The sequence below is a fragment of the Enterococcus sp. FDAARGOS_375 genome, assembly GCF_002393265.1.
Taxonomy (GTDB): domain Bacteria; phylum Bacillota; class Bacilli; order Lactobacillales; family Enterococcaceae; genus Enterococcus_D; species Enterococcus_D innesii.
The window spans coordinates 1,030,045-1,054,470 of sequence record NZ_CP023515.1; the positions used below are offsets into that span (position 1 = coordinate 1,030,045).

22 protein-coding genes are annotated in these 24,426 nt (G+C 44.5%); all 22 read right to left on the reverse strand.

Annotation, left to right across the window (positions count from 1 at the left end):
- The 22 genes from CO692_RS05885 to CO692_RS05990 all read right to left on the reverse strand — a co-directional run bounded on the left by CO692_RS05885 (position 1) and on the right by CO692_RS05990 (position 24,340).
- Complete coding sequence (locus CO692_RS05885; RefSeq protein ID WP_096741817.1) at positions 1-1,485, reverse strand: sugar ABC transporter ATP-binding protein; 1,485 nt, start codon at positions 1,483-1,485, stop codon at positions 1-3.
- A gap of 19 nt (positions 1,486-1,504) precedes the next feature.
- Complete coding sequence (gene rbsD, locus CO692_RS05890) at positions 1,505-1,900, reverse strand: D-ribose pyranase (RefSeq protein WP_060792556.1); 396 nt, start codon at positions 1,898-1,900, stop codon at positions 1,505-1,507.
- The gene (gene rbsK / locus CO692_RS05895; protein WP_192940726.1) at positions 1,875-2,780 is read right to left on the reverse strand and encodes a ribokinase; all 906 of its coding nucleotides are present in this window, start codon (positions 2,778-2,780) and stop codon (positions 1,875-1,877) included. Before rbsK ends, rbsD begins: the two co-directional genes overlap by 26 nt.
- Positions 2,773-3,759: a LacI family DNA-binding transcriptional regulator gene (locus CO692_RS05900; protein ID WP_060792557.1), complete on the reverse strand. Its 987-nt coding sequence runs from the start codon at positions 3,757-3,759 to the stop codon at positions 2,773-2,775. The genes rbsK and CO692_RS05900 overlap by 8 nt, the downstream gene beginning before the upstream one ends.
- 228 nt (positions 3,760-3,987) lie before the next feature.
- Positions 3,988-5,319, reverse strand: a complete 1,332-nt coding sequence (locus CO692_RS05910) for a sensor histidine kinase (RefSeq protein ID WP_096741820.1) — start codon at positions 5,317-5,319, stop codon at positions 3,988-3,990.
- Positions 5,313-5,999 (reverse strand): response regulator transcription factor, encoded by a 687-nt coding sequence (locus CO692_RS05915; protein WP_096741821.1) that lies wholly within the window; start codon positions 5,997-5,999, stop codon positions 5,313-5,315. The genes CO692_RS05910 and CO692_RS05915 overlap by 7 nt, the downstream gene beginning before the upstream one ends.
- Before the next feature lie 74 nt (positions 6,000-6,073).
- The gene (locus CO692_RS17670; RefSeq protein ID WP_170920075.1) at positions 6,074-6,232 is read right to left on the reverse strand and encodes a hypothetical protein; all 159 of its coding nucleotides are present in this window, start codon (positions 6,230-6,232) and stop codon (positions 6,074-6,076) included.
- 41 nt (positions 6,233-6,273) lie between these two features.
- Positions 6,274-7,584: a PASTA domain-containing protein gene (locus tag CO692_RS05920; RefSeq protein ID WP_096741822.1), complete on the reverse strand. Its 1,311-nt coding sequence runs from the start codon at positions 7,582-7,584 to the stop codon at positions 6,274-6,276.
- Positions 7,577-8,251 carry an ABC transporter ATP-binding protein gene (locus CO692_RS05925; protein WP_008379303.1) on the reverse strand — a complete coding sequence of 225 codons (675 nt, stop codon included), beginning with the start codon at positions 8,249-8,251 and terminating at the stop codon, positions 7,577-7,579. The genes CO692_RS05920 and CO692_RS05925 overlap by 8 nt, the downstream gene beginning before the upstream one ends.
- Positions 8,252-8,263: 12 nt before the next feature.
- Entirely contained in the window at positions 8,264-9,712 is a 1,449-nt protein-coding gene (locus tag CO692_RS05930) for an ABC transporter permease (protein WP_096742855.1), read from the reverse strand.
- 273 nt (positions 9,713-9,985) lie between these two features.
- Positions 9,986-11,371 (reverse strand): APC family permease, encoded by a 1,386-nt coding sequence (locus CO692_RS05935; RefSeq protein WP_096741823.1) that lies wholly within the window; start codon positions 11,369-11,371, stop codon positions 9,986-9,988.
- A gap of 23 nt (positions 11,372-11,394) precedes the next feature.
- Positions 11,395-12,261, reverse strand: a complete 867-nt coding sequence (locus CO692_RS05940) for a GRP family sugar transporter (RefSeq protein ID WP_096741824.1) — start codon at positions 12,259-12,261, stop codon at positions 11,395-11,397.
- Between the two features lie 115 nt (positions 12,262-12,376).
- The gene (gene sapS / locus CO692_RS05945; RefSeq protein ID WP_016621950.1) at positions 12,377-13,414 is read right to left on the reverse strand and encodes a two-component system sensor histidine kinase SapS; all 1,038 of its coding nucleotides are present in this window, start codon (positions 13,412-13,414) and stop codon (positions 12,377-12,379) included.
- Positions 13,411-14,085 carry a two-component system response regulator SapR gene (gene sapR, locus CO692_RS05950; protein WP_005227794.1) on the reverse strand — a complete coding sequence of 225 codons (675 nt, stop codon included), beginning with the start codon at positions 14,083-14,085 and terminating at the stop codon, positions 13,411-13,413. The genes sapS and sapR overlap by 4 nt, the downstream gene beginning before the upstream one ends.
- Before the next feature lie 159 nt (positions 14,086-14,244).
- Complete coding sequence (locus CO692_RS05955; RefSeq protein ID WP_005227790.1) at positions 14,245-14,448, reverse strand: hypothetical protein; 204 nt, start codon at positions 14,446-14,448, stop codon at positions 14,245-14,247.
- Between the two features lie 19 nt (positions 14,449-14,467).
- On the reverse strand, positions 14,468-15,973 hold the full coding sequence (locus tag CO692_RS05960; RefSeq protein ID WP_096741825.1) for a phosphomannomutase/phosphoglucomutase: 1,506 nt from the start codon (positions 15,971-15,973) through the stop codon (positions 14,468-14,470).
- Positions 15,974-16,076: 103 nt separating this feature from the next.
- Entirely contained in the window at positions 16,077-16,571 is a 495-nt protein-coding gene (locus CO692_RS05965; protein ID WP_096741826.1) for a methylated-DNA--[protein]-cysteine S-methyltransferase, read from the reverse strand.
- Positions 16,572-16,772: 201 nt separating this feature from the next.
- Entirely contained in the window at positions 16,773-18,695 is a 1,923-nt protein-coding gene (locus CO692_RS05970; RefSeq protein ID WP_229045650.1) for an ABC transporter ATP-binding protein, read from the reverse strand.
- Positions 18,634-20,373, reverse strand: a complete 1,740-nt coding sequence (locus CO692_RS05975) for an ABC transporter ATP-binding protein (protein WP_096741827.1) — start codon at positions 20,371-20,373, stop codon at positions 18,634-18,636. Before CO692_RS05975 ends, CO692_RS05970 begins: the two co-directional genes overlap by 62 nt.
- 186 nt (positions 20,374-20,559) lie before the next feature.
- Complete coding sequence (locus CO692_RS05980) at positions 20,560-22,110, reverse strand: PASTA domain-containing protein (RefSeq protein WP_096741828.1); 1,551 nt, start codon at positions 22,108-22,110, stop codon at positions 20,560-20,562.
- Positions 22,103-22,777: an ABC transporter ATP-binding protein gene (locus CO692_RS05985; protein WP_010749041.1), complete on the reverse strand. Its 675-nt coding sequence runs from the start codon at positions 22,775-22,777 to the stop codon at positions 22,103-22,105. Before CO692_RS05985 ends, CO692_RS05980 begins: the two co-directional genes overlap by 8 nt.
- A 12-nt stretch (positions 22,778-22,789) precedes the next feature.
- Positions 22,790-24,340: an FtsX-like permease family protein gene (locus tag CO692_RS05990; RefSeq protein ID WP_077452330.1), complete on the reverse strand. Its 1,551-nt coding sequence runs from the start codon at positions 24,338-24,340 to the stop codon at positions 22,790-22,792.
- Positions 24,341-24,426 lie beyond the last annotated feature (86 nt).

The following is a 24,426-nucleotide window of genomic DNA, read 5'->3' on the forward strand; positions in this document are numbered from 1 at the left end:
TTAGTTTCCTCCTGTCGCATACGTCATGATCTTCTCTTGTGTGGCTTCTTGCCGAGAGAGTTCCCCTGATATTTTTCCTTCGTGTAAAACAATGATGCGATCGCTGACACCTAACACTTCTGGTAGATCACTAGAAACCATCAAAATCGCAATACCACGTTCCGCTAACTCATTCATCAGCTGATAAATCTCTCGTTTGGCACCTACGTCTACTCCGCGTGTCGGTTCATCTAAAATCAATACTTTTGGTCCGACACCGATCCACTTCGCCAAAACCACTTTTTGCTGATTTCCACCAGAAAGCTCGCTGGCTAAATTCTGGGCACTCATAGTTTTGATGCGTAAGCGCTCGATCATTAACGCGACGAAACTGGCTTCAGTCTTGCTATCGACCATGCCTGTTTTGACAAAATTATCAATGCTGGGCAAACTGATATTATCGGTCAGGGAAAAGTCTAAGACCAAGCCTTCCGTTTTCCGATTTTCTGTTAGAAAGCCAAAGCCATTGGCGATCGCCTTTGAAGGTGAAGAATTTTTCACTTCTTGCCCTTCAACGATTAAGGTACCGCTTTCAATTTCATCTAAACCAAATATTCCTCGCATGACTTCTGTGCGTCCAGCACCCATTAAACCTGAGAACCCAAGGATCTCGCCTGCTCTTACTTGAAAATTGATGCCTTGGTAAACTTTAGAAGCTGCTGTTAAATTTTTCACTTCAAAAACGACTTCACCGATCTGCGCTTGCTTTTCTGGATAATAATCAGCTAACTCTCTACCGACCATTTTCTTCACGACCTCTTCCATCGTCGTATCCTCCGTCTTTTTCGTATCGATCGATAGACCATCCCGCATCACAGTGATCTTGTCACTTATTTTGAAAATCTCCTCCATTCGATGAGAGATATAAACGATCGCTACACCGTTTTCTTTCAAGCGACGAATGATTTGAAACAAATTATTGATTTCCTTATCCGACAAGGCAGCAGTCGGTTCATCCATGATCAACACCTTGGCATCAGTCATCAGCGCTTTCGTGATCTCGATCATTTGCTGTTGCCCGACTGAAAGTTCATCCACTTCTTTTTGAAGGGGGATCTGAATCCCCAACTGTTCAAAGACTGCCTGCGCCTTGTTTGCCATTTTCTTCGTATCTAGTAGCCCAAAGGTGGTTTTCAATTCCCGATTCAAGAATAAGTTATCCAATACAGTCATCTGTTCCCAGTTATTCATTTCTTGATGGATAAAGCTAACACCGGCTTGTTCGGCTTCCTTCGGATCGGCGTAGTTCGTTTCTTTGCCATCGATCAAAATCGTCCCTGCATCTTTGGCATGTAACCCAGTTAAAATGTTCATCAACGTTGACTTGCCTGCCCCATTTTCTCCCATTAGGGCATGGATTTCTCCAGGGTACAATGTTAATGAGACATCTCTTAACACTTGATTCTTCCCAAAGGATTTCTCAATATTGCTCATCTCGACTTGCACATGATTTCCTCCTGTCTCTTTAGAAGATAACGGCTGCTTGTAAAATAATGTTCGAATAGGGTGTCGCTTCCCCTGTTCGAATAATGGCTTTGCTTTCCTTTGTTTCTTCTTTGAATGCCTCATGTGGAACAAAACGAATCGGAACATTCGGGAACGTTTTTTGAATCAATTGCCACTGCTCCGCATTCTCCGTCTTTATTTCCTCTGCTAAAACGATCGCCTCGACTGCCATCTCTTGTTGCATTACCGATAACACCTCTTCAAAACTCGGACTACCTAGTTTTAATGCCAGATCGATTTTTTTCACCCCTGTGGGTACTGGCAACCCCAAGTCCCCGATCGTAAGCTGATCGGTGTGGCCTAAATCCGCCAATAATTTATCGATTTCACTATTTAATGCCCCATGCTTCTTCATACAATGGACTCTCCTTCATTTCCTTTAATGTAGGCATTCCGCCTTGAGCACCATATCCTTTGACGGAGATCGCTGATGCTAAGTTGGCAAAGGCAATGGCGTTTTCTAAGGGAACACCTGCTAAAATCCCTACTGCTAATGCACCATTGAAGGTATCCCCAGCTCCCGTAGTATCGACCGCAGCAACTGGAAAGGCAGGAACTAAGACCTCCGACTTCCCGTTGTGAAAAATCGCTCCTTTGGCACCTAGGGTAACGATCAATCGATTAGGGTAGGCTGCTAAAACGTCAGCAAGCTTTTGATTGGGAAAAAGTAACTTAAACTCATGTTCATTAGGGGTCAGATACCCCACCTTAGATAACATACGCGGATTGAGCTTTCTCGCAGGTGCTGGATTATATAAAACAGGGATTTTTGCTTCCCAACACCAGTCGATGATGGCTTCATTGGCTTCTTGGGGAATCTCGTTTTGCAAAATCACTAAATCAGCCTCTGTGATGTTTCCTTTTATTTCGGAAAAGCGAGCTAAATCAAGCGCATTATTGGCACCGGGTATGACAATGATGCTATTGTCATTTTCATGCAAAATGATATGCGCGGCACCAGACGGAGAATGTGTAACGGGTTCCACATTCTCCGTAGAAACGCCGTTCACGTTTAAGTTTTCGACGATTTCATTTCCGAAACGATCGGTTCCTACATGGCCTAGCATTGCTACTTCTGCACCTAAACGGCTAGCGGCGATGGCTTGGTTTGCTCCTTTGCCGCCAAAGTTCGTGTCAAATTTTTCCCCAAAAACCGTTTCTCCTTGATTGGGTTTCACCTTCGTAGTGACTACAAAATCTGTTGCCATACTACCAATCACGATGATCTTATTCAATTGGCGTTCCTCCATTTCTTACTGTTTCTCTTTCTTCTAAATGAACAGGAAGGATGATTTTTTTCTGTTCAATAAATTGATCGTTGATCAATGCAAAGAGCATTTCGGCTCCTTTGTAACCTACTTGATAAGCAGGCTGATGGATCGTCGTCAAGCGTGGTACCACCAATTTACTGATGGGAATATCGTCATAGCCGATCACTTGAAGTTGTTCTGGGATCTTTACACCATGATGATAAGCCTCTTGCATGATGGCAATCGCATGGGTATCACTTGGTGCAATCACACTATCGACAGTGGGATGTTCTAAAAAAACTTGCTTCGCTGTCAACGTCGCATCCTCTAAGAGAAAGGATGTGGATTTCACTAGTGCATAAGGAACTTGTGCTTTTTTCAATGTGTATTCAACACTTAATAAACGATCCCGAGCACGGGTGACAGATTCAGGCCCAGCAATCACGACTACCTTTTTGGGGTCACCTTTTAAGATCGCTTCAGCAGCCAGTTCGCCCCCTTGAAGGTCATCCGAATAAACCCCATATTCGACATCTTGATCGATCCGATCCAAGACGACCGTCGGAATATTGCTTTGGGTACGATTTTTATTTTCGACAGCGGAAAGAATCCCCGCCACATTGTTTTGCTCAAACGCACGTAAATATTCATTGGCTTTCTCATTGTCTTCTTGAATGTTGCCAAGGATGACTTGATAGCCTTTTTTTTGTAGAAAGTCTTCAACGCCTTTGGCTACTAGCGGAAAAAACGGGTTGGATATATCAGGAAGTAGCAAACCAATCAATTTTGACTTTTTCTGATACAGCGAACGTGCGACTTCATTGGGAGAATAATTCAGTTCATTGATCGCCTGATGGATTTTCTCGCGGGCTTTTTCGCTCACATAGCCAGTCCCATTCATGGCTCTTGAAACTGTCGCTACGGAAAGTCCAGCTAAATTAGCGACATCTTTAATTGTTGGCATGTTGCTCCCTCCTGTGTAACCGATTACACACCTATCATAGCCGACCTTTGTGAAAATTGCAAGGAGAAATAAAAAAACTTTTTTCCCTTGGTATCCCCTTCTCCTAAAAAATGCGTTTTGCTGCATAAATAGCCGCATTTCGAGGAAGCGAAACTTTCTCGAAATGCGGCAAAAGGTTTGATGAGCGCAGCGACATATCTTTTATTTCCTACCGGTAAAGCTAATTTTTCAATGAAATGAAACTTCAAAGTGATTGACGCCTTCTTGGTCTACCGTCAAACTGATTTGTGCCTGCAACATTTCTGTGATGGCTTTGGCGATGGCTAAACCTAACCCATAGCCACCGTCTTGATGGTTGCGAGAAGGATCCCCGCGGTAGAAGCGGTCAAAGACATAGGGATTTGTTTCTTCTGGGATCGGACAACCACTGTTGGAGACTTGCAGCACCGTTTTTCGTTGGCGTTCAACGAGTGCCACTGTGACGGTTTCTCCAGCGGGCGTGTATTTCAAGGCATTGTCTACCAATATCATGGTCAATTGCCGCAAGGCTTGCTCATTGCTTTCAAGGCTAACCTGTTTAGCGATCTGTTCCTGATAGTGGATCCCTTTTTCCAGCGCAATGGCCTCCATGCTTTGATAAACACTTTGCACGACTTGAGTGGCATCAATCACCGAACGCACGACTTCTTGCTCGGCACTTTCGAATTTGGTCAATAGCAGTAAGCTATTCACTAGCTCATCCATCCGTTCGGAACCTAACTGAATGTTTTCCAGCCATTTCATTTGGCTTTCCAAGGTTTCTTCTGGACTGCCAGCTAATACTTCGGCATTAACTTGAATGATTGCCAGTGGTGTTTTCAACTCATGGGAAGCGTTAGAAACAAACTCTTTTTGTTTGCGCCAAGCCAGCTCAACTGGACGCAATGCCCGATTGGCGACGTAAAAACTAGCGATATAGATACTGGCTAAAGCTAAAACGCCGATGAGCAAAAGCGTGTTTCTTAAGTTGCTTAGACTGGTTTTGTAGTCGGTGACGTCAAAGAACAGCACTTGATAAAATGGCTCGTAATTATTGATACTGGTGGAATATTCCCCCGTCGAATCATGATTAATCGAATAATGATTAAAGGAAGTCACCAAAAAGAGCGCATACCGCCAATTTCGGCCATTCACCTTCACTTCGTTAGGGATCTCCCCTTGTTTCGTCGCTGCATCGACCAATGCTTCATAAAGCTCGTTTTGATCGACGCTCTCATCAATACTTTGAATCACGACATCCATTTGATCCACGTCGACTAGAGCGATTTCTCTGAACTCACTGGTACTATTCGTGATGGTCAACATCATTGGATACTCAGGTTCTGTCAGTGATTTCCGTACTTCCTCCTCATCCATAGGTACCGCAGCTAAGGTGTTTGCTTCTTGCGAGATTAGTGATTGAATCTCATTTTCGATTTGCGTGGCATTCAAAATATAGATAAAGGTAAAGGCACCTAAGACAATAATCGAGGTCAATGCCATATTGAACCATAGCATTTTATTTCGCAATTTTTTTAACATGGCGGCTCCTTGCTCTGCAAAATGTACCCGGCATTGCGGATCGTGCGAATACCGATATCCGCTTCTAGGAGCGTCAGTTTTTTTCGCAGCAAAGATACATAGATCTCAACACGGTTTTCTTCCACATCGGGATCAAAGCCCCAAATCTTATTGATGATGGTTCCTTTTGATAAAATCACTTTAGGTCTGGCTAAAAATAGCTCCATCAGTTTCATTTCTTTTGGTGACAGCACCACTTGATTGGTCTTCGTAGCCAACTGCAGCTCATTACGCGCCAAGACCACATTGCCAAATGCTAACTGGTCTTCTTGGTAATCCAAGTCTTTTCTTCTGCCTAGCGAACGGATCCGAGCCAGCAGCTCTTTCATTTGAAAAGGCTTCGTCAAATAATCATCGGCTCCTGCATCTAAGCCAAGCACCTTGTCATCGACTTCGCTTTTGGCCGTCAACATAATGATCGGCGTCCGGATGTTTTGCTTGCGTAACGTCTTTAGCAATGTGATTCCATCGATTTTAGGCAGCATGATATCCAAAACAAGAATGTCATATACACCACTCGTAGCATAATCTAATCCGGTTTCGCCGTCAAAGGCCACATCAACGGAATAATGGTGTTTCTTCAATAAGCTGGCAACCGCTTCTGCGATCGATGGCTCATCTTCTACGAATAAGATCCGCATCGGTCAGTCCCCCTTTTACACTCATCATTTCTTTTTTCAATCACTTTTCGGTAAGCACAATCATTCCTGTAGGATCATTCTAATTGTTCTCCAATAAAACGTTCTGTTGAAACGATCCGCATGTGTACACTTGATTGATGAATCCACATGTGTAGCAACAATGCTACCATACCGCTTAGTAAAAAGACAAACAGCTTTTTCCTAAGTTCTTGAAAATTCTCTTGATGACGCATGGGTTTCCTCCTTTTGCAGGTTGACTAAAAAAAGAAAGCGACTATTCAGGATCAGGTGCCGCTGGGGCTGTCTGATTGCCTAAACTGATATCAAAGGTGATCGTATCTTCTAACGGCAGAAACTGATTGAACTTGCTCATCCCCACGATCGTTCCGTAGGGTTCTGCTGAGTTGACGTAACGGACTTGATAGCTGATGTTCGCCCCTTTTGAACGGAATTCATCAAAGAAAAGCTTTTGCAGATCTCCTTCAAGGTATTCTCCTCGACGATAATCTCTGATATACGGTTGACCTGCGGAGTAGACGACGTCAATCCCTTGGTCATCTTTGCTAGTCAGGACTGTCCCGGCGGACTCGCTTTGGGAGATCAGCTGTCCGTAAGCCAGACTCTGAGTAAACTGCATCCGCACCCGTACATTGACGCCCTCAACAGCGTCTTGGGCATCATCTGGTAAAATCGTTGAAAAGTCCGGTACGGTGACTCCTTTTCCTAGGGAAATCGTTACTTGAAACGCATCCCGTTTCGCGATTTTTTCTTTTGGTGCCACGCTTTGTTCAATGACTTTGCCTTCTTCCACAGTATCTGAAGCCTGTTCTTTGACTTCTAGGTCCAGCTCATGGACTTTCCCCCATGTTTCTACCTCTGAACGTGTTTTATCCTTAAAGTCAGGTACCTCAATATCTTTTTCAAAGGTTTCTTCGCCTTTTGAATAAAAGACTCGTCCGACATCTCGACGATGATAGTTTTCTCGTGAGACTTCTTTATTGGTAAATTCTACTCGAATCGGTGCTTTTTCCTCGATCTCATCGTGGTATTCATCGACGATCGTCAAATTGCTGGCTTGATTTTTTTCGATCCACTCTGCTGCCTCGTCCCTGGTCATTTCCATAAAGTCTGGCAACGCCAATTTCTCTTCTGGATCTGGTCCTTGGCTAACCGTTAGATGCAACGTGCTTCTTTTTCTGACTCGGCTTCTGGCAGCTTCTTCTTGGGCAATCACTTGATTGGCTGGGGCTTCATTATAGGCTGGTGTGACAGCAACCGCAAGATCATGTTCCGCCGCCCATTCCCTGACCTCTGAGATCTCTTTGTCCACAAAGTTATCCAACCGGACATACGCCAACTGGAAAAATAAAAAGCCGCTGAGTATAAGTAGTCCGAGCAGGGCAGCTAGCCCCAGCAGCCTTTTTTTCCGCCGCTTCTTTTTGAAGGAGGGATCGTGTTCGATCCCCTCTTCTCCAGCAGCTGCCGTCTTTTCTTTTCGTGACGAACGAGAAGAAGGTTCTACAACTGTTTCCGCATTCTTTTCCGACTCTTTTGCTTCTTCAAACTTTGATAAAAAATCACTCATAGGCTGTCAACGCACCTTTTTTTAAGTAAAATGTCTGATCTGACTGCTTGGCAATCTCAGTCGAATGGGTCACTACGATGATGCACTTGTTGTGGATCGCCGCTAGTTCTTTAAAAATATCCACGATTTCTTGTTCCATGCCTTCATCTAAGTTCCCGGTAGGTTCATCGGCTAAAATGATATCAACATTGGTCGCTAAGGCACGAGCGATGGCGACCCGCTGCTGTTCCCCACCGGAAAGCTGATTGACGAAACGATCGGCTTTCGTGGAATTGATGCCGATATAGTCCAGCAAACGATACGCAATTTGATCGTGCTGATCTGGTAGTTTGTTGTCTGAAATCGCCATTGAAACAAGGACGTTTTCTAAAGCCGTCAAATAAGGGATCAAGTTGTAACTTTGAAAAATCAAACTGATCTTGTTGCGGCGATATTCTTCATAACCGATCGTTTTGATATTTTTTTCTTCAAAAAACACTTCCCCATCGGTTGGCTGATCCAATGCACTGATCAAGGAAAGAAAAGTGGTCTTTCCTGAGCCTGATTTTCCTAAGATCGTGTAAAATTTGCCTTTTTCAAAGGAGATATTGGTTTTATCTAAAATTTTCCGGCGATTCTCGCCATCTTGGTAGTAATACGTCATGTCTTTTGTTTCTAAAATTGCCATGTTCATCGCTCCTTACAGCATGATTTTTTTCGGATTCAACCGTAAAATATACAACAGCGGCACCACTGCCGAAAGCAAGATCGTCACGATCCCAGTCGCTAAAAAGGCGATCACATAAGATAAGGTATATTGAACGCGAAACGCCTCGTTGATCGTCGCTTGGTCGATTTTCGGTGCACCCACAAAGAATTGCTCCATCCCTGCTTGGTTTGCCTCTAGCATACTGCTGGCTAACAAAGATTCAGAAACCATCTTGCCCAGCATGTTGCCGGTGACTAAGGAAATCAACATCGCACTGATACCAATCAGCAGGAGTTCGATCACGATTTGTGCAAAAACATATTTCCGACGTTCTCCTAACGAAAGGTAGATGCCTAATTCATATTTACGATCTCGGGTAAACAACACAATAATCAAGGAGATAATAATCAAGGAAGCAATCACCGCAATCACTACGACATACGAGGAAATTTGTGATAAGCGATTCATACTGGTTCCCACACGGTCATACTCATCCGTAGAAGCATTGACCTTATAGCCATTTGGCAAGAGTGGTGTCACCTCTTGTTTGAATTGTTCTGCATCTTCTGGTTGATTCAAAATAAATTGCGGGGTAAAGAAATCCTTATCAGAACCAGGATCTGTCGCTGGAAATGCCGCTTGTTGCCCCGTACGTTCCTCTTCAACAATCGTTTTCACAGCATCATTTGGCATATAGATCCGATTGAAGGGACTATCATCAAAAAAGGACGAACTCGAATTATCATTTTTTTCATTCGCTTTTTCTAAATTTGTATTTTTAAAGATCCCGACGATTTCGATAGGATAATCATTGCCTTTTTGTTTCTCTGGCTCCTCACCAGACGAATAGTCGATAAACTGTCCATCTAAGACCATGGTGTCACCAACGGCTAAGCCGTTTTCCTGAGCCAACTCTTCAGAAATCAACCCCACACGTTTTCCGGTACGCTGTTCCTCTTCAGTGAAGAAGCGTCCCTGTGTTAAATTCACCGTGCCTTCTTCAAAGTCTAGCGGCTTTAAGAGATTGGTTCCTGCTAAATGGATCAAGGAAAGCATGCCCCCAACGATCATGACATTGTCATCATCTTCTTGACGACTAAAACGATAAGGTTTGAAGTTTTCAACAGCAATCGATGCTTCTCGCAAATAGTCATACTGTTTGACTTCCGAGCGCTCGCCAATTTGTTTGATCAGCTCCTCCGGCAGCGGCTGAATCTCCTCCATACTTGCGCCGCCCTCACTATTTGCCATCAAGGCTTCATAGTCGATATCGATCGTTGCGAGGGAACCTAATTGGTTTTTGATCTGCTTTTCGACATTTTGAGTCGACTGATTGACCGCAATTGCGCCAGCAATCACATTTCCTAAAATCAGAATAACAGCAAACAATATTGCAGATTTCCCTCGCTTTCTCGTCACACTCAGCCATGCCCGTTTCATATAATTCAATTGCCAACATCCTCTCTTTTTTTCTCTAATAAAAGCATACTGGATGAACCTTTAGTGAATCTGTCATTTGGAAAATTTCTCAAAAAAAGCAGATTCATAGAGGACGTTTGATCAAGAAAGACTGTCGTTGCAATGATCAGCACCAGAATTGACCACTATTTGAGTAACAAAAAAAGCCTCCTAAAACGCTGCTTATAGGAAGCTCGGCTATATTTACATAAAAAAAGACAAAAACCGCATCCGGGTCTTTGCCTTTTCACAATCCTATTCGTCGATTTTCTCATTTAATTCGCTGTTACGATAGCCATATACAAAATAGATCGCGATTCCGATCACTAAGGAGATCCCAAAAACGATCCAAGTCGCCGTTTTCAGGCGTGTCATCAAGAAGAGACAGCTGGCAACGGACAACAAAGGCAATAACGGTACCAGTGGTACTTTGAATTCGCCTTTAGCAGGGGGGGCCATCATCTTCCGCAGCTTGATGATCCCTAAGGACATCAAGATCATATACGACAATGCCGCAATGTTGGTCAATTCTGCTAAGATATTCAATGGGAAAGCTGCTGCAAAGAAGAAAGCAAAAACACCGGCGATATAGGTCGCTTTCTTTGGTGTTTGATGTTTTGGATCGATGGCTTGCATGGCTTTTGGCAATAACCCATCTTTACTGATGGCATATAACAGACGCGCCAAGGAGTACATCATAGCGATCGTCACTGTTAATAAGGTCAAGATCGCCCCTACGGAAATGATTGATCCGACAACCCCATGACCGACATAACGCATAGCAAAAGCCACCGGATCATTGACTCCTAATTCAGCAAACGGCACGATCCCTGTCATGATCAGGGTAACAACGATGTACAGTACCGTTGCGATCGCAATCGAACCAATGATCCCCCGAGGGACATTTTTCTTGGCATCTTCGACTTCTTCCGCCGCCATTGCGACAGCATCGAAGCCAAGAAAAGCAAAGAAGACTAACGCTGCACCATTAAAGACGCCTGAAAACCCAAAGGGCATAAAAGGCTGCCAGTTGTCTGGTTCCACGAAAAAAGCACCAAAGACGATAAACAAGACGATCACGCCGAATTTCACCCATACCATGGCATTGTTCAAACGTAACGCTTTTTTCGCTTCTTGGCTAACCCATAAGGTTACAAAAATAATGACTAAACCAGCGATCAAATCAATGTAGGTCCCTTTGCTTGGGTCATAACCGCCAGTCAAAGCGGTTGGTAAATGGATATCCGCACTGGCCAAAAAGCCTTGCACATAGCCTGACCAGCCAGATGCCACCGAAGAAACGGCCAATAAGAACTCGCAAATCAAAAACCAGCCTGCCAGCCACGCGGTAAATTCACCAAAAACGACATATAAATACGAGTAGGCGCCCCCTAAAACAGGGATCCGAGAAGCAAATTCCGCAAAAGAAAGCCCTGATAACACAACAACGATACCAGCTACAACAAAGGAAAGAATCAATGCCGGTCCGGCATACTCAGCAGAAGCAGTCCCTGTAACAACAAAGATACCTGTGCCGATAATGGCGCCGATCCCCAACATAATCAAATCTTTTAACTTCAACTCTTTTTTTAAATTCGTCACACTTTCCCGTTGTATGACTTTTTTTCGAAATAAATCCATAACTCCTCCTCAAACATATACGTTTATGTTGCTTTCATATACCCTAGCAAAACACCGCCGATAATCACCAGCAGACAACCAATCACCACATAACGCAGTTCTTTCTTGGTTTTCTTTTCGCCGAGAATAAAAATCCCGCCTAGCGTTGAAATGATGATCCCCATCTGTGACAATGAGAAGCCCACCGCTAATCCGACTTGCTGAACCGTGATCAGCATGCAGACATTGCCGATGCCCCATAACAACCCTGACAAAGTATTTTTTCCTACAAAACGATCGACCTTCGTCTTTCTTAAAGCAAACAGACTAGCTCCGATCAGCATTCCGATACTTTGCGGCAAAATGATCGCTAGCGGATCCAATCCTGCCCAAGTAATCAAAATCGTATAGGCGCCGTAACCGATCGTTGATGAGATCAAAGCCCGAAATCCTTTAGGAAAATCAAGCATCTTGCTGCCGGCTTCTACCGGACTTTCGGCATCTTGGCGAGCGGTCAGATACGCCCCGATCACCAACAAGATCAATGCGCTAACACCTAATGCATAATCGCGGGTCTGGGTCCATTCCGCAAAAAACAATGCACCGGCGACCGTATTTAAAATTAGCTGCATGCCGGTTGAAAGCGGCAGTCCAACAGACACACCTAAATATTTCATACCATGGAATTGACCGTTTTGACCGACGGACCAAAAGAGACCAGACAAAAGACCGATCAAAATCACCTTTCCATCAATCACTGGCATCGTCACAAAAAATACGACCAGAGAAAAGAAAAAGGCACCAATCGTCATTCCTAGCGTTTGCTGGTTCGCATCCCCGCCAAGTTTGGCACTTACCAAACCAATGCTGCCCCAAGCAAACATTGGTACTAATGCAACGAGTATCTCCATTTCATTCATCCTTACCATTCAATTTTAAACACAGGCTTTAGTGTATCAGTGAAAACGTTCTAGGGACAAGTGATTTTTGTCAATAAACACAAAAAGATACTCGAAAAAAAGCAGATTAGCGTTTTTCCTCATAATAACTTAGTAACGGGAAGAACAGCGTCATGGTGGTTCCTTTTCCAACCGTCGACGAAGCCGTTAGCTCGATGCCTAGTTCCTTCGCTAAACTTTTCGCTAAAAAGAGCCCCAATCCCGTCGAGTGGGTGTCCGTTTGGCGCCCATTTTCGCCCGTAAAGCCTTTATCAAAGATGCGCCGCATATCTTCTTTAGGAATGCCGATCCCACTATCTTGCAAGTGGAGATAGGTCCCTTGGGCATCTTTTTCGATCCGAATCGTCAGCTGTCCATTTTGTGGTGTGTACTTCACGGCATTACTGACCAGTTGTCGAAAGATAAAGCCGAGCCATTTTTCATCGGTCAACACTTGCTGGTCCTCGCCTTCAACAGCATAATGCAAGTTCTTTTGGATAAAATAGTTGGCCTGACTGCGTAAAACTGGCTGGATGACGGCTTTCAATGAAATTTCTTGGACCAGATAATCTTTTGAAAAGCTATCCAAACGGGCGACGTACAAGACTTGCTCGACGTATTCATTCATACGGTTCAATTCATTTTCTAGTAAGATAAATTTTTCATCAGGAATATCAAATTCGATCGAATGCAAAAGCAATCGTGATGCGGCTAAAGGTACTTTGATTTCATGGACCCACGAATCGATGTATTCCTTTTGCTCTTCTTGATTGCTGACCACTTGCTGCATCAATTCTTGGTGCTCTCGGATCAACTGATTGATGTAGGATTCGATCCGTTCTTCTTCTGCCGAGCGTGCTCCTTGCAAGTAGTTTTGCAGCAAGCTGTCTCCGGGCTTGGGGGTGATTTTTTGCCAAAAGCGCCGCTTAGATAAGTAGCTGATTGCTAAAAAGAACACCATCAAGACACTTTGCATCAAAAAGAGATACCCGACTGTGCCCCAATCCATTGGGGAATGAGGAGTCAGCCAAAAAACTAAGACCGTCAACACGAAAAAGACCAGCCAGCCAATAAACAGCAGCCAACGATCTTTCAAAAAACTGCGCAAAACCCGCCACTTTGTCATGGTACGATATACCCTTGACCAACCTTGGTTTCAATGTAGCCATTCATCCCTGCTTGTTCGATTTTTCGTCGCAAACGATTGATATTGACCGTCAAGGTATTGTCATCTACAAAACGCTCGTCATCCCATAAGGCCCGTAAGAGTTTTTCCCGACTTAAAATCTTGCCGTGATTTTTCATCAAAATATACAGCAGGCGGTATTCGTTTTTGCTAAGATCGATGCTTTCGCCATTGATATACATGCTGCTGTTGTCGATATTGAGGGTCAAACCGTTATGCACTAACGTTTCGCTGCTGCTTTCTACATAGTTGTAGGAACGGCGCAGCAGAGCGTTGATTTTTGCAATCAGAACGTCGATCTCAAAAGGTTTTGTCACAAAATCGTCCGCCCCCATATTCATGGCCATGATCATATCCATATTGGTATTGCGACTGGAAATAAAAATGATTGGTACTTTGGAAGCTTCGCGGATTTTTTGACACCAATAGTAGCCATCAAAAACCGGCAAGTTGATATCCAGTAAAATCAGTTGGGGCTCTTGTTCTTCAAAGTCAGTCAACACTTGATGGAAATCCGTGGTGCCAAAGGTCTCAAACTGCCATTTTTCTAGTTCTTCGATAATCAGTTGACGAATCACCGCTTCATCTTCTACTACCATTATTTTTGCCATATCCGTGAATTCCCTCACTTTGCGTAATTTTCTCTTCTATACTTTATCAAATATCAAAAACGAATGCGAACATTAATCGTCGTTTTTAGCAAACCCTAAAAAACCTCTTCACTGTCCTGAGGAATCAGTGAAGAGGCAAACAAAAAACGGACGACTAGGTTACTCGATGATCTCGACAGTCTCAATTAGTAATTTTCCGATAAACAATAAAATCCCATCGAAAAAAAGCACACTCATGTTGACACCTAATAACATCGATAACCGTTCAACGACATCGATTTTTGGTCGTTTGTTCAAGTAACGAAACAAGAAAAAGTTCACACCATATGTCACTGCCATGATCAGCAGCATCAAAATCACCATTTTAGTTCCCTGCTTTTCTTCAAATTTTTGGTTGCTGTGCTAAAAACTGTGTCAGCTTGCTTTGATCGATGGCTTCATACTGCGATAGGAAGCGACCGATCGCTTGAACGACTGCCGGTAGATGACCCGCTTCATCATTTTCAATCTGCAGCACGAGCAATGGTTCGTGCAGGCTCATTCGCAGCAAGAACCAGCCTTGACCATAGGGACCCGTTAGATTGATACGAATGCCTTCCTCGTTTTCTGGATCGATCTGCCAGCCTAGAATCAAATGATTGGCTAAATCCGCGATCACTTGGCGACCATAGTCTTGATAGTCGGCTTGTTGGATCGCAAAGCGCAATTCTTGGGTCTCAGCGGGTTGTTGCAATGCTGCGATCAGTTCATCCAGCGTCGTGCCTTGCTCTTGCAGTTGTGGCAGCATCATTAATAGCTTCGCGATCACGTACGCTCCGTCATCTAAAAAGAAATTTTCTTTAAACGCGGCATGCCCGCTGGTTTCGATGGCTAACTGTGTGTCCAGTCCTGCTTCATTCAATTCGATCGCTTTGTTGATCACATTACGATAGCCAGAAATATAGCGTACTTGCTGTCCCCCCAGTGCTTCGATAAAGGTTTTTAAATGATTGGAGGTTGGCGAATTGGTGACGATGCGTGTGCCAGGGTGTTCCGCTAAGATGATCTTGCTTAATACAGCGATCATATTGTTGCGGTTCAATGGCTCACCGCTTTTGGTCACGACGGCTGAACGGTCGACATCGGTATCGAAAATAATGCCTAGATCGGCTTGTTCTCGTAAGACGGCTTCACGGATACTCGCCATCGCCTCTTTATTGTCTGGATTGGGAATATGGTTAGGAAAATGCCCATCTGGTTCTAAAAATTGCGAGCCATTCGTATCTGCCCCTAGCGGCAGTAATACCTTTTCAGCAAAAAAGCCGCCGGCACCATTGCCTGCATCAACAATGATCTTTAATCCAGCCAAAGGTTTTTCGGTATTGGTGCCCATTCCTTGGCGAATCTTTTGCAGCAGATCTTGGGCATAAGGCGTCAGTAGGTCTTTTTGCTGATAACTTCCTCTATCCGCTGCTTCATGAACGGTAGTGTGGGTCAAAATATAGTGGATATCGGATTTTTCCGCACCGCCTTGGCGGCTGAAAATTTTTATTCCATTAAAGTAATAAGGCAAATGACTCGCTGTCAGCATCACACCGGCATCACAGTCAAAATCTTCAAATTGTGTACTCATAAACATGGCTGGTGTCGTTGCCAAGCCACAATCGATCACTGCCACGCCTTCTTGCTGCAGCTGTGCCATCAACACTTCTTGCAGTGCTTCGCCACTCAAGCGACTGTCACGACCGACTGCCACGCGAAAAGGTCCGCTGCCCTTTGTTCCCAACCAATTGCGCAAGCCTGAAGCAACTTGCCGGACCGCTTGCTCCGTCAGTGTCACCTGTTCTTTTTCAGTGGCGATCGCAATTCCCCGAATATCAGAACCATTTTGTAATTCAACGATGTTCATTTCCTCCACCCCTTCTTGTAACCGGAATCAATTTTATTATACCAGAGAAATAAGGAAATGAAATTGCTTTTTAGTATTTTTTACTATAAATAGTTTGCTTCATCTATTCTTTAAAAGGAATTCCTTCCAGTTGCAGTAATCGGCGTTTGGTTGCTAACCCGCCCCGATACCCCGTCAAGCGGCCGTTTTTTCCTAACACACGATGACAAGGAACCACGATCATCATCGGGTTACGCCCCACTGCATTGGCGACAGCTCGAACAGCGGTCGGACGTTGGATGCGCAGCGCCAAGTCACTGTACGTAGTCGTTTGTCCATAAGGAATTTGGGTCAGTGCTTGCCAAACGGTTTGTTGAAACGGCGTCCCGACAAAATCAAACGCAAAAGTAAACGTAACCGGTTCACCTGCGAAATAAGCTTGTAGTTGCGCTTCAATTACTGGATCGAGGTCAACTGTGCTGCTGATTTCAGCTAGCGGAAAGAATTTGAGTAACTCATGATGATCCTGCTGTCGACCAAAATAAACCATTCCTTTTTCCGATTGGACCACCTCATACCATTCTTCTTCTAAAACGATCTTTGCCAATGCTAATTTCATGTTTTCACCTCATGGAATCCATTTTTCGCAACACAACTGCTTACGTGCAGCCGCCGTTGTGCAGCTGTCTCAGTGACAGTATACCATTTTTTCGAGCTGCGCAAAAAAACCGATTGGCTTATTGTCAATCGGTCGTTGCAAATAGTGGGAAAACAGGGTGCTCTCCAGCTGCTCCAACTTTGAGCCATAGCACTGGCAGGATCAATCCAATTCGATTTTTCCAGTATATAGCTGATAATAGGTGCCTTTTTCAGCCAATAGCGTTTCATGGGTCCCCCGCTCAATGATGCGGCCATGATCCATTACCATGATGACATCGGAGTTTTGGATCGTAGACAATCGGTGGGCGATCACAAACACGGTCCGTCCAGACATCAAACGGTCCATCCCTGATTGGACGATCCGCTCTGTACGGGTGTCGATACTTGAGGTGGCCTCGTCTAAGATCATCACTGGTGGATCAGCGATCGCTGCGCGAGCAATGGCCAACAGCTGCCGTTGCCCTTGGGAAAGTCCTTCGCCATCTCCCGTGATCACGGTATCGTATTTTTCTGGCAAATGGTTGATAAACATGTCGGCATTAGCTAATTTCGCAGCTGCCAGCACTTCTTCATCACTAGCATCCAGTTTCCCGAAGCGAATATTCTCGCGAATCGTTCCAGTAAACAAATGGGTGTCTTGCAAAACGATCCCTAAGGAGCGGCGCAGGGATTCCAGATGGATTTTTTCAATATTGATACCATCATAGCGAATCTTCCCATCTTGGATATTGTAGAATCGATTGATCAGATTGGTGATCGTTGTCTTACCAGCACCTGTGGCACCGACAAAGGCAACTTTTTGTCCGGGTTCTGCATAAAGATTGATATCATGTAAGACCAGTTGATTGTCGACATAACCAAAATCAACGTCTTCAAACCGCACATCTCCCGTCACTTCCGTATAGGTAATGGTTCCATCCTCGTGGGGATGTTTCCACGCCCACGTGCCGGTTCGTTCTTTGGTTTCAACTAGCTGACCTTGGGACCATTTGGCATTGACCAGTGTGACGTAGCCATGATCGATTTCTGGCGTTTCATCTAATAGGTTGAAAATTCGCTCAGCACCGGCTAACGCCATGATCACAAAGTTGATTTGTTGTGACACTTGGCTGATAGGACCATTCAATGAACGGCTCAGCTGCAAGAAAGAAGCGATCATCCCAACCGTTAGTCCAGAAACACCATTGATGGCAAACAGGCCACCGATGATGGCGATCAAGACATATTGGACATTCAGTAAGTTCATCATGATCGGCATCAAGGTATTGGCATTGACATTGGCTTTAGTGGCACTTTCTTGTAGTTGGTCATTTAAGGCATCAAATTCTTCCATGACGATCTTTTCATGATTGAAGATCTTGACGACCTTTTGCCCGTGCATCATTTCTTCGATATACCCGTTGACAGCGCCTAAATCTCGTTGCTGTGCGCCAAAGAAGCGGCCGCTGCGGCGAGAAATGATGCGGATCACATTTAGCATCAAAATAACCGACAGCATCACGAACAGAGTCAATGGGACACTGATGGAGAACATGGCGATAAAGACGGAACAAAAGGTTACTGCCGCCATCATCAAGTTCGGAATACTTTGAGAGATCATTTGACGCAACGTATCCGTATCATTAGTAAAATGGCTCATGATGTCGCCATCTGAGCGGGCATCAAAGTAGCCGACGGGCAGAGACTGCATATGCGTGAACATTTGATCCCGGATTTTTTTCTGGGTCCCTTCACTGATTTTGACCATCATAAAGTTATAGGTCAGTGCGGCCAAGATTCCAATCAGGTAGATGATCGCCATTTGAACGATCGCCCGAAACAAGCCGCCAAAATCAGGATTGGCTTGCCCTAAGAGGGGTGTGATATGATCGTCGATCACGACTTGTAAAAACAACGAACCGCGTACGTTGGCAAAGGCACTTAACAAGATCATGACCACGACGAACAGGAGTTGTCCTTTGTAGTCGCCAAACATCGTTCGCAATAAACGTTTCAATGTGCGCTTGGGATTTGCTGCTTGTCTATTCTTCACCTTCACCAAATCCTTTCTGCTGCGAATGGTACACTTCTTGATAGATGGCATTGTTTGCCAACAATTCTTCGTGGGTACCGATGCCGTTGATTTTTCCATCATCCATTACGATGATCCGGTCGGCGTCTTCGATCGAGTTGATCCGTTGAGAAATAATGATCGTCGTCGTTCCCGGAATTTCTCGTTTCAAGCCTTCGCGGATACTGCGATCGGTTTTGGTGTCGACGGCACTAGTAGAATCATCGAGAATCAAGATTTTCGGTTTCTTCAGCAAGGCGCGAGCAATCGTCAACCGTTGTTTTTGCCCACCGGAAACATTGTTTCCTCCTTGCGAAATCTGTGTTTCATACTTGTCAGGAAACTCTTGAATAAAGGGATCGGCTTGTGCGATCATTGCCACGCGCTGGATCTCTTCATCCGATGCCTCTTCATTGCCCCAACGCAAATTGTCGTTGATAGTGCCGCTAAAGAGTACGTTGTTTTGCAAGACCATACTTACTTGGTCCCGCAATGCTTCTAAATCATAGTCGCGAACATCATGACCGCCGACGATGACACGCCCTTCAATCACATCATATAAGCGCGGGATCAGCTGGACGAGGGTGGATTTCCCACTCCCGGTTCCACCAATGATTCCAATGACTTCCCCGGATTCGATGTGTAGATTCGCATCCGTCAGCGCCAACTTGTTTTTGTCATTGGCGTAACTAAAGCCAACATTTTCAAAAACGATGGAGCCGTCTTTGATCTCTTTGACCGGATCGGCGGGATTTTTCAAGTCACTTTCTTCATCTAATACTTCCACGACCCGTTCTGCCGACGTTCGTGCGATCAAAATCTGCACGAAAGCCATCGACATCATCATCAAGCTCATCAAAATCTGCATCGTGTAGTTGAACATGCTGACTAATTCACCCGTCGTCAGGCTACTTTGTTCCACGATCAACTGGGCACCAAACCATGACAAGAGCAGCATACATGTATAGACTGCAAATTGCATCAATGGCATGTTAAAGGAAACGATCCGTTGCGCCAGCGTGAAATTCCGATAAACATCGGTGGACACTTCGCCAAACAGTTCTTCTTGCTGTTCTTCCCGGACATACGATTTCACGACACGAACCCCTTGTAAATTCTCTTGCACCACATTATTCAAGCGGTCATAAATGCGGAATACTTTTAGAAACAGTGGGTGGGCAAAACGAATCACTAAGGCAAGGCCAATCGCTAAGATCGGCAAAACAACTAAGTAGATCGTCATAAGTTCTGGGCTGATGGTGCTAACCATTGCAAGTGAGAAAATCAGAACTAACGGGCTGCGGACCAGAATACGAATAATCATTTGATACGCATTTTGGACGTTGGTCACGTCAGTGGTCAAGCGGGTGATCAAACTGGAGGAAGAAAAGCGGTCAATGTTTGAAAAGGAAAAATCTTGGATTCGGCGAAACAGATTGTGCCGCAGGTTGCGGGCAAAACCAGCCGAAGCGATCGCTGCGGTTCGTCCGCCAAGCGTTCCTAAAAGTAATGCGATCAAGGAACATAAAAAAAGCAAGCCGCCATCTCTTAGAATCACACCGGCGTCTCCTTTTTCGATCCCTTGGTCGATCATCATGGCCATGATCAGGGGCATAATGACATCTAAGGCAACCTCTCCTGCTACATACACAGGGGTCAGCAAGCTGTCCTTCTTATAGCTGCCAACATTCGCGAGTAATTTTTTTATCATTTGTTTCGTCCCTTCTATAGATGGCACTGCGGAGCCATTTTTTATCGTTACCATCAAGTTTACTTTATCGATCCAGCGATTTCAAGCGGCTCGCTCGTGTTTTTTTTACAATTAGTAAGTAAAAACACCCTTCCAAGGAAGGGTGCTTACCTTTTGATACTGTGTGAAAAAGTGTTGGTTGCGAGATTATTCGGCAGCAGATGAACCAGCGGTACTGACCGGTTCATCGGTATCGTCACCGCCATCATCTGCCGGCGGTGTTTGGGTACTGCCTTGAAGATTGCCACGACTGATCCCGATAGTGATCCACGTTTCTAAGGGAATAAACTCGCCGTAGCGGCTCATTTCAACGACGGTTCCTTTCGGTTCCGCCGAATCGACATAGTAGATTTCGTAATAGACATTGGCGCCTTTTGATTTGTATTCATCAAAGAATAGTTTTGGCAAGTCGCCTTCCGTTGCTTGGAAACGGATGTCTTTCAAATACGGTCTGCCTAATGAGTAGACGACTTTGACAGTTGGCAAAGTATCGCTTTCGCTGTATTCTTTGCCTGCTTCCTCTGACTGACTCAAGAAACTACCATACGCCACTTGATCGGAATAGACCGTGCTGACTTGCAGCGGGATCTTCGATTCTAGACCTTGGGCTTCTTCGATCGTGTATTGTGAAAAATCTGGAACGGTCAAAGCCTGGCCTTTTGAGACCTTCACCACAAATTCTTCTTTTTTCGCAAGTTTGCTGCCTTTGACTGGTTCTTGTGAAACCACCAGGTCTAGGGCGACACTGTCAGAAAAGACGGTTTCTTCTTTGTATTTCAAGTCATTCTTTTTCGCCCATTCGGAAGCTTCACTTTTGGCTTTGCCTGTAAAATCAGGTACTTCAATATTTTTTTCAAAGACTTCTTTGCCCTTTGAATAATAGACACTCAAACGGTCTTTGCGTTTGTATTCGGCTAAATCAAGCTCTTTGTTGGCCGCCTCTTGTTTAATAAAAGCTTCTGCTGCTACGTTGTCGTCAAATTGTTCGATCAAAGAGAGGTTCTCGGCTTTATTGCTGGCGATCCATTCTTTTGCTTCGGTCACTTGCATTGCTGAAAAATCTGGCAGCTCTAAGCGTTCTTCAGGATCAGGCCCGAGACTCGCCGTCAGTGTCAGTGTGGCACCTTTCTTGATCTTTTTGTCAGGGTCAACACTTTGGTCGATTACTTGGTTGACGTCTTTGTCAAAGTCATATTCTTGCTCCACTTTGATAGCGACGCCTTCTTCCATGCCCCACGTCCGCGCTTCTGACAGATCTTGGGCAGTGAAATCCGGCACCTTCACATGGATCATCTGATAATAGACGATCCCGATCACGGTAACCGCCAAGGCGGTCAGCAGGGCAATCAGCAAGATTTTTTTCTGCCGACGCTTTTTGTAGGTCGGATCAAATTCCGTTTCTTCTTTCCCAAAACGGCTGACTGGTTCCTTTGACGCTATCTTCTCCGTCGAAGAACTCGCTGCTTTTGCTTCAGTCGTCTGTGTTTGTTGACGGGCTGCCGAGCGACTCATCGGCTCACTAGCTGTCGGCTCTTCTGATTGGTGAACCGTCGTTGGCTCCGCTGGTTTGCTCGCTTGCTCAGCGCCGCTTGCATTTTGATCTCCGACAGGTTCGCTAGTTTTTTTCTCGCTATTGCCAGCAGGCTTCTTTTTGCCATCATAGTTGTCCGGGCTGAAATTTGATAAAAAATCACTCATGCTTACTCAACACACCTTTACGTAAATACAAGACTTCATCTGCTTGTTGGGCGATCTCATTGGCGTGGGTCACGACGATCACACATTTGTTGTGGACGTGAGCCAGCTCTTTAAAGATATCGATGATCTCTTGCTCCATTTCTTCATCCAAATTTCCGGTTGGTTCATCCGCTAAAATGATATCGACATTGGTGGCTAATGCCCGCGCGATCGCTACCCGTTGTTGTTCACCACCAGATAATTGATTGACGAGCCGATCAGCTTTTTCCTTGGTGATGCCAATATAATCCAGCAAATTGTACGCCACTTCTCGTTGATTGTCCGGCAACTGATTTTTCGTGATTGCCATCGGCACTAAGACATTCTCGACTGCACTCAAATAAGGAATCAGATTATAGCTTTGGAAAATAATACTGATGTCGTCGCGGCGGTAATTCTCATGCCCGATTTTTTCGATATCGGTGCCTTCATAAAGTACTTGTCCACTTTTCGGACTATCCAGTGCACTGATCAAGGACAAAAACGTCGTTTTTCCCGAACCAGATTGACCTAAGATGGCATAAAATCGGCCTTTTTCAAAAGAAACAGAAGTCTCTTTCAGTATATAGCGACGCTGATCGCCATCTTGGTAATAGTAATCGACTGCTTTGGTTTCTAATAAAGTCATCGTTGGTTCCTCCTACATCATGATTTTCTTTGGATTCAAGCGTAAAATATACAATAGCGGTAAAATCGCTGAGAGTAAGACAGTTCCTAGACCTAATAGCAGATACGTGATGATGTAGCCGGCTGAGAAGGATACTTGATAAGCATTTTTGATATCCATGTAATCAATATTAGCTGCCATCAAACCGCCATAATAAACACCGCCCATATCATTTTGATTGCTCATCCAATCGTTTTGCATCAAGGTATTTGAAACGGCCCCACCTAATAAGTTCCCGGTCACTAAGGACAATAGCAGTGCGGCTAAACTAACCAGCAAGACTTCAATCACGATCTGACCAATGACTTTCCCACGGCTTTCCCCTAAGGAGAGATAGATGCCTAATTCTTGTTTCCGATCTCGTAAGAAAAGTAGGACCACTAAGGAAATGATAAAGATGGTTGCGATCGATGCAATGATCACGATGTAATTTGCGATCACTCCTAAACGAGTAAAACCACCGGCGATCTGCTCGTATTGATCCGTATTGGCAACGACGCGGTAATATTGCGGCAATAACGCACCGGCTTCTTGTTTAAAAGCTTCGACGTCATCCGTTGAATTTAGGACAAAGATCGGCTGATAATAGGCGTCTGACTCTTCTTCGATCACTTCTTGACCCCAAAGCTTTTCAGACTGCAATTTGTTAAAATCTTGCACTAAATTATTGCTAGCATAAAAGGTGTTGATTTGATCCATCACTTGCCATATCTGATCACTATTTTGAGAATTGCTCTGATCTGATGAATTGCCTTGATTGCTTTGATCCTTTTTAACGACAGAAAAGATCCCTGCAATGGTCACGGGATAATCAAAGGTTGCGACACGATTGCCACTTTCAGCTGTTTCGTCCGTCGCCTCCTCACTATCGTCACTCACTGCTTCGCTTGAGCCTTCTTCCATCATGACTTCTGCCCGTGTATCCCACACCAATTGATCACCGACACTCAGGTTATTCAATTCTGCGATCTCTTTACTGATCAATACCGCGTTCGTCAACTCACTGACATCTTTTTCTGTCAATCCCTCGCCTTCCTCCAAGCGAATCAAGCCTTCTTGCATGTCTAATGGCTCAACCAAATTTCCACCCTTCAAGGTGAAATAGTTGCCACCCATGCCGACCGAGCCATCCTCTGGCGTATAGGCTTTCAATTTTGTTGTTTCTAACCACGCTTGATTTTGGTAATCAAAGTATTTCACATAACTTAACTGACCGATTTGCTCATAAACATCCAATGCTGGTGGTTTCGGATAAAAATCCTCTCGAGACCGCTCTTCATCCGAAACATCTGCGTTGTCTTTTTCAAAACCTTCCCAATCCATTTCCACCGTAGCTACGTTCCCCATTTTGCGTTTCGTCTCTCGCTCCACGTTGGCAGTGGATTGTTGAATTGCTACAGCACCAGCGATCACATTTCCTAAAATAAATAGAACTAAAAATAAAATAAATGATTTCCCTTTTCTTCTGGTGATACTTTTTAATGCACGCTGCCAAAAGTTCATTGTTATTTCCTCCAGTGACATTATTTTTTAACAATTATTCCATACTTCTCCCTTAAGAACAATCGCAATAAAGGATCGTTTTTCGAATTTGAAATATTAAAAAACGA

What these genes read in the sequence shown, in the direction of transcription:
- CO692_RS05915 (WP_096741821.1), bottom strand. Translation starts at nt 5,999, where the DNA reads ATGCGGATCTTATTCGTAGAAGATGAGCCATCGATCGCAGAAGCGGTT.
- rbsD (WP_060792556.1), bottom strand. Translation starts at nt 1,900, where the DNA reads ATGAAGAAGCATGGGGCATTAAATAGTGAAATCGATAAATTATTGGCG.
- CO692_RS05960 (WP_096741825.1), bottom strand. Translation starts at nt 15,973, where the DNA reads ATGAACATCGTTGAATTACAAAATGGTTCTGATATTCGGGGAATTGCG.
- CO692_RS05965 (WP_096741826.1), bottom strand. Translation starts at nt 16,571, where the DNA reads ATGAAATTAGCATTGGCAAAGATCGTTTTAGAAGAAGAATGGTATGAG.
- CO692_RS05990 (WP_077452330.1), bottom strand. Translation starts at nt 24,340, where the DNA reads ATGTCACTGGAGGAAATAACAATGAACTTTTGGCAGCGTGCATTAAAA.
- CO692_RS05920 (WP_096741822.1), bottom strand. Translation starts at nt 7,584, where the DNA reads ATGAGTGATTTTTTATCAAAGTTTGAAGAAGCAAAAGAGTCGGAAAAG.
- CO692_RS05930 (WP_096742855.1), bottom strand. Translation starts at nt 9,712, where the DNA reads ATGAAACGGGCATGGCTGAGTGTGACGAGAAAGCGAGGGAAATCTGCA.
- CO692_RS05970 (WP_229045650.1), bottom strand. Translation starts at nt 18,695, where the DNA reads ATGCCATCTATCAAGAAGTGTACCATTCGCAGCAGAAAGGATTTGGTG.
- CO692_RS17670 (WP_170920075.1), bottom strand. Translation starts at nt 6,232, where the DNA reads ATGCGTCATCAAGAGAATTTTCAAGAACTTAGGAAAAAGCTGTTTGTC.
- CO692_RS05955 (WP_005227790.1), bottom strand. Translation starts at nt 14,448, where the DNA reads ATGGTGATTTTGATGCTGCTGATCATGGCAGTGACATATGGTGTGAAC.
- CO692_RS05975 (WP_096741827.1), bottom strand. Translation starts at nt 20,373, where the DNA reads ATGATAAAAAAATTACTCGCGAATGTTGGCAGCTATAAGAAGGACAGC.
- sapR (WP_005227794.1), bottom strand. Translation starts at nt 14,085, where the DNA reads ATGGCAAAAATAATGGTAGTAGAAGATGAAGCGGTGATTCGTCAACTG.
- CO692_RS05925 (WP_008379303.1), bottom strand. Translation starts at nt 8,251, where the DNA reads ATGGCAATTTTAGAAACAAAAGACATGACGTATTACTACCAAGATGGC.
- CO692_RS05935 (WP_096741823.1), bottom strand. Translation starts at nt 11,371, where the DNA reads ATGGATTTATTTCGAAAAAAAGTCATACAACGGGAAAGTGTGACGAAT.
- CO692_RS05985 (WP_010749041.1), bottom strand. Translation starts at nt 22,777, where the DNA reads ATGACTTTATTAGAAACCAAAGCAGTCGATTACTATTACCAAGATGGC.
- CO692_RS05910 (WP_096741820.1), bottom strand. Translation starts at nt 5,319, where the DNA reads ATGTTAAAAAAATTGCGAAATAAAATGCTATGGTTCAATATGGCATTG.
- CO692_RS05940 (WP_096741824.1), bottom strand. Translation starts at nt 12,261, where the DNA reads ATGGAGATACTCGTTGCATTAGTACCAATGTTTGCTTGGGGCAGCATT.
- CO692_RS05900 (WP_060792557.1), bottom strand. Translation starts at nt 3,759, where the DNA reads ATGCCAACAATTAAAGATGTCGCTAATTTAGCTGGACTTTCCGTAGCG.
- CO692_RS05980 (WP_096741828.1), bottom strand. Translation starts at nt 22,110, where the DNA reads ATGAGTGATTTTTTATCAAATTTCAGCCCGGACAACTATGATGGCAAA.
- sapS (WP_016621950.1), bottom strand. Translation starts at nt 13,414, where the DNA reads ATGACAAAGTGGCGGGTTTTGCGCAGTTTTTTGAAAGATCGTTGGCTG.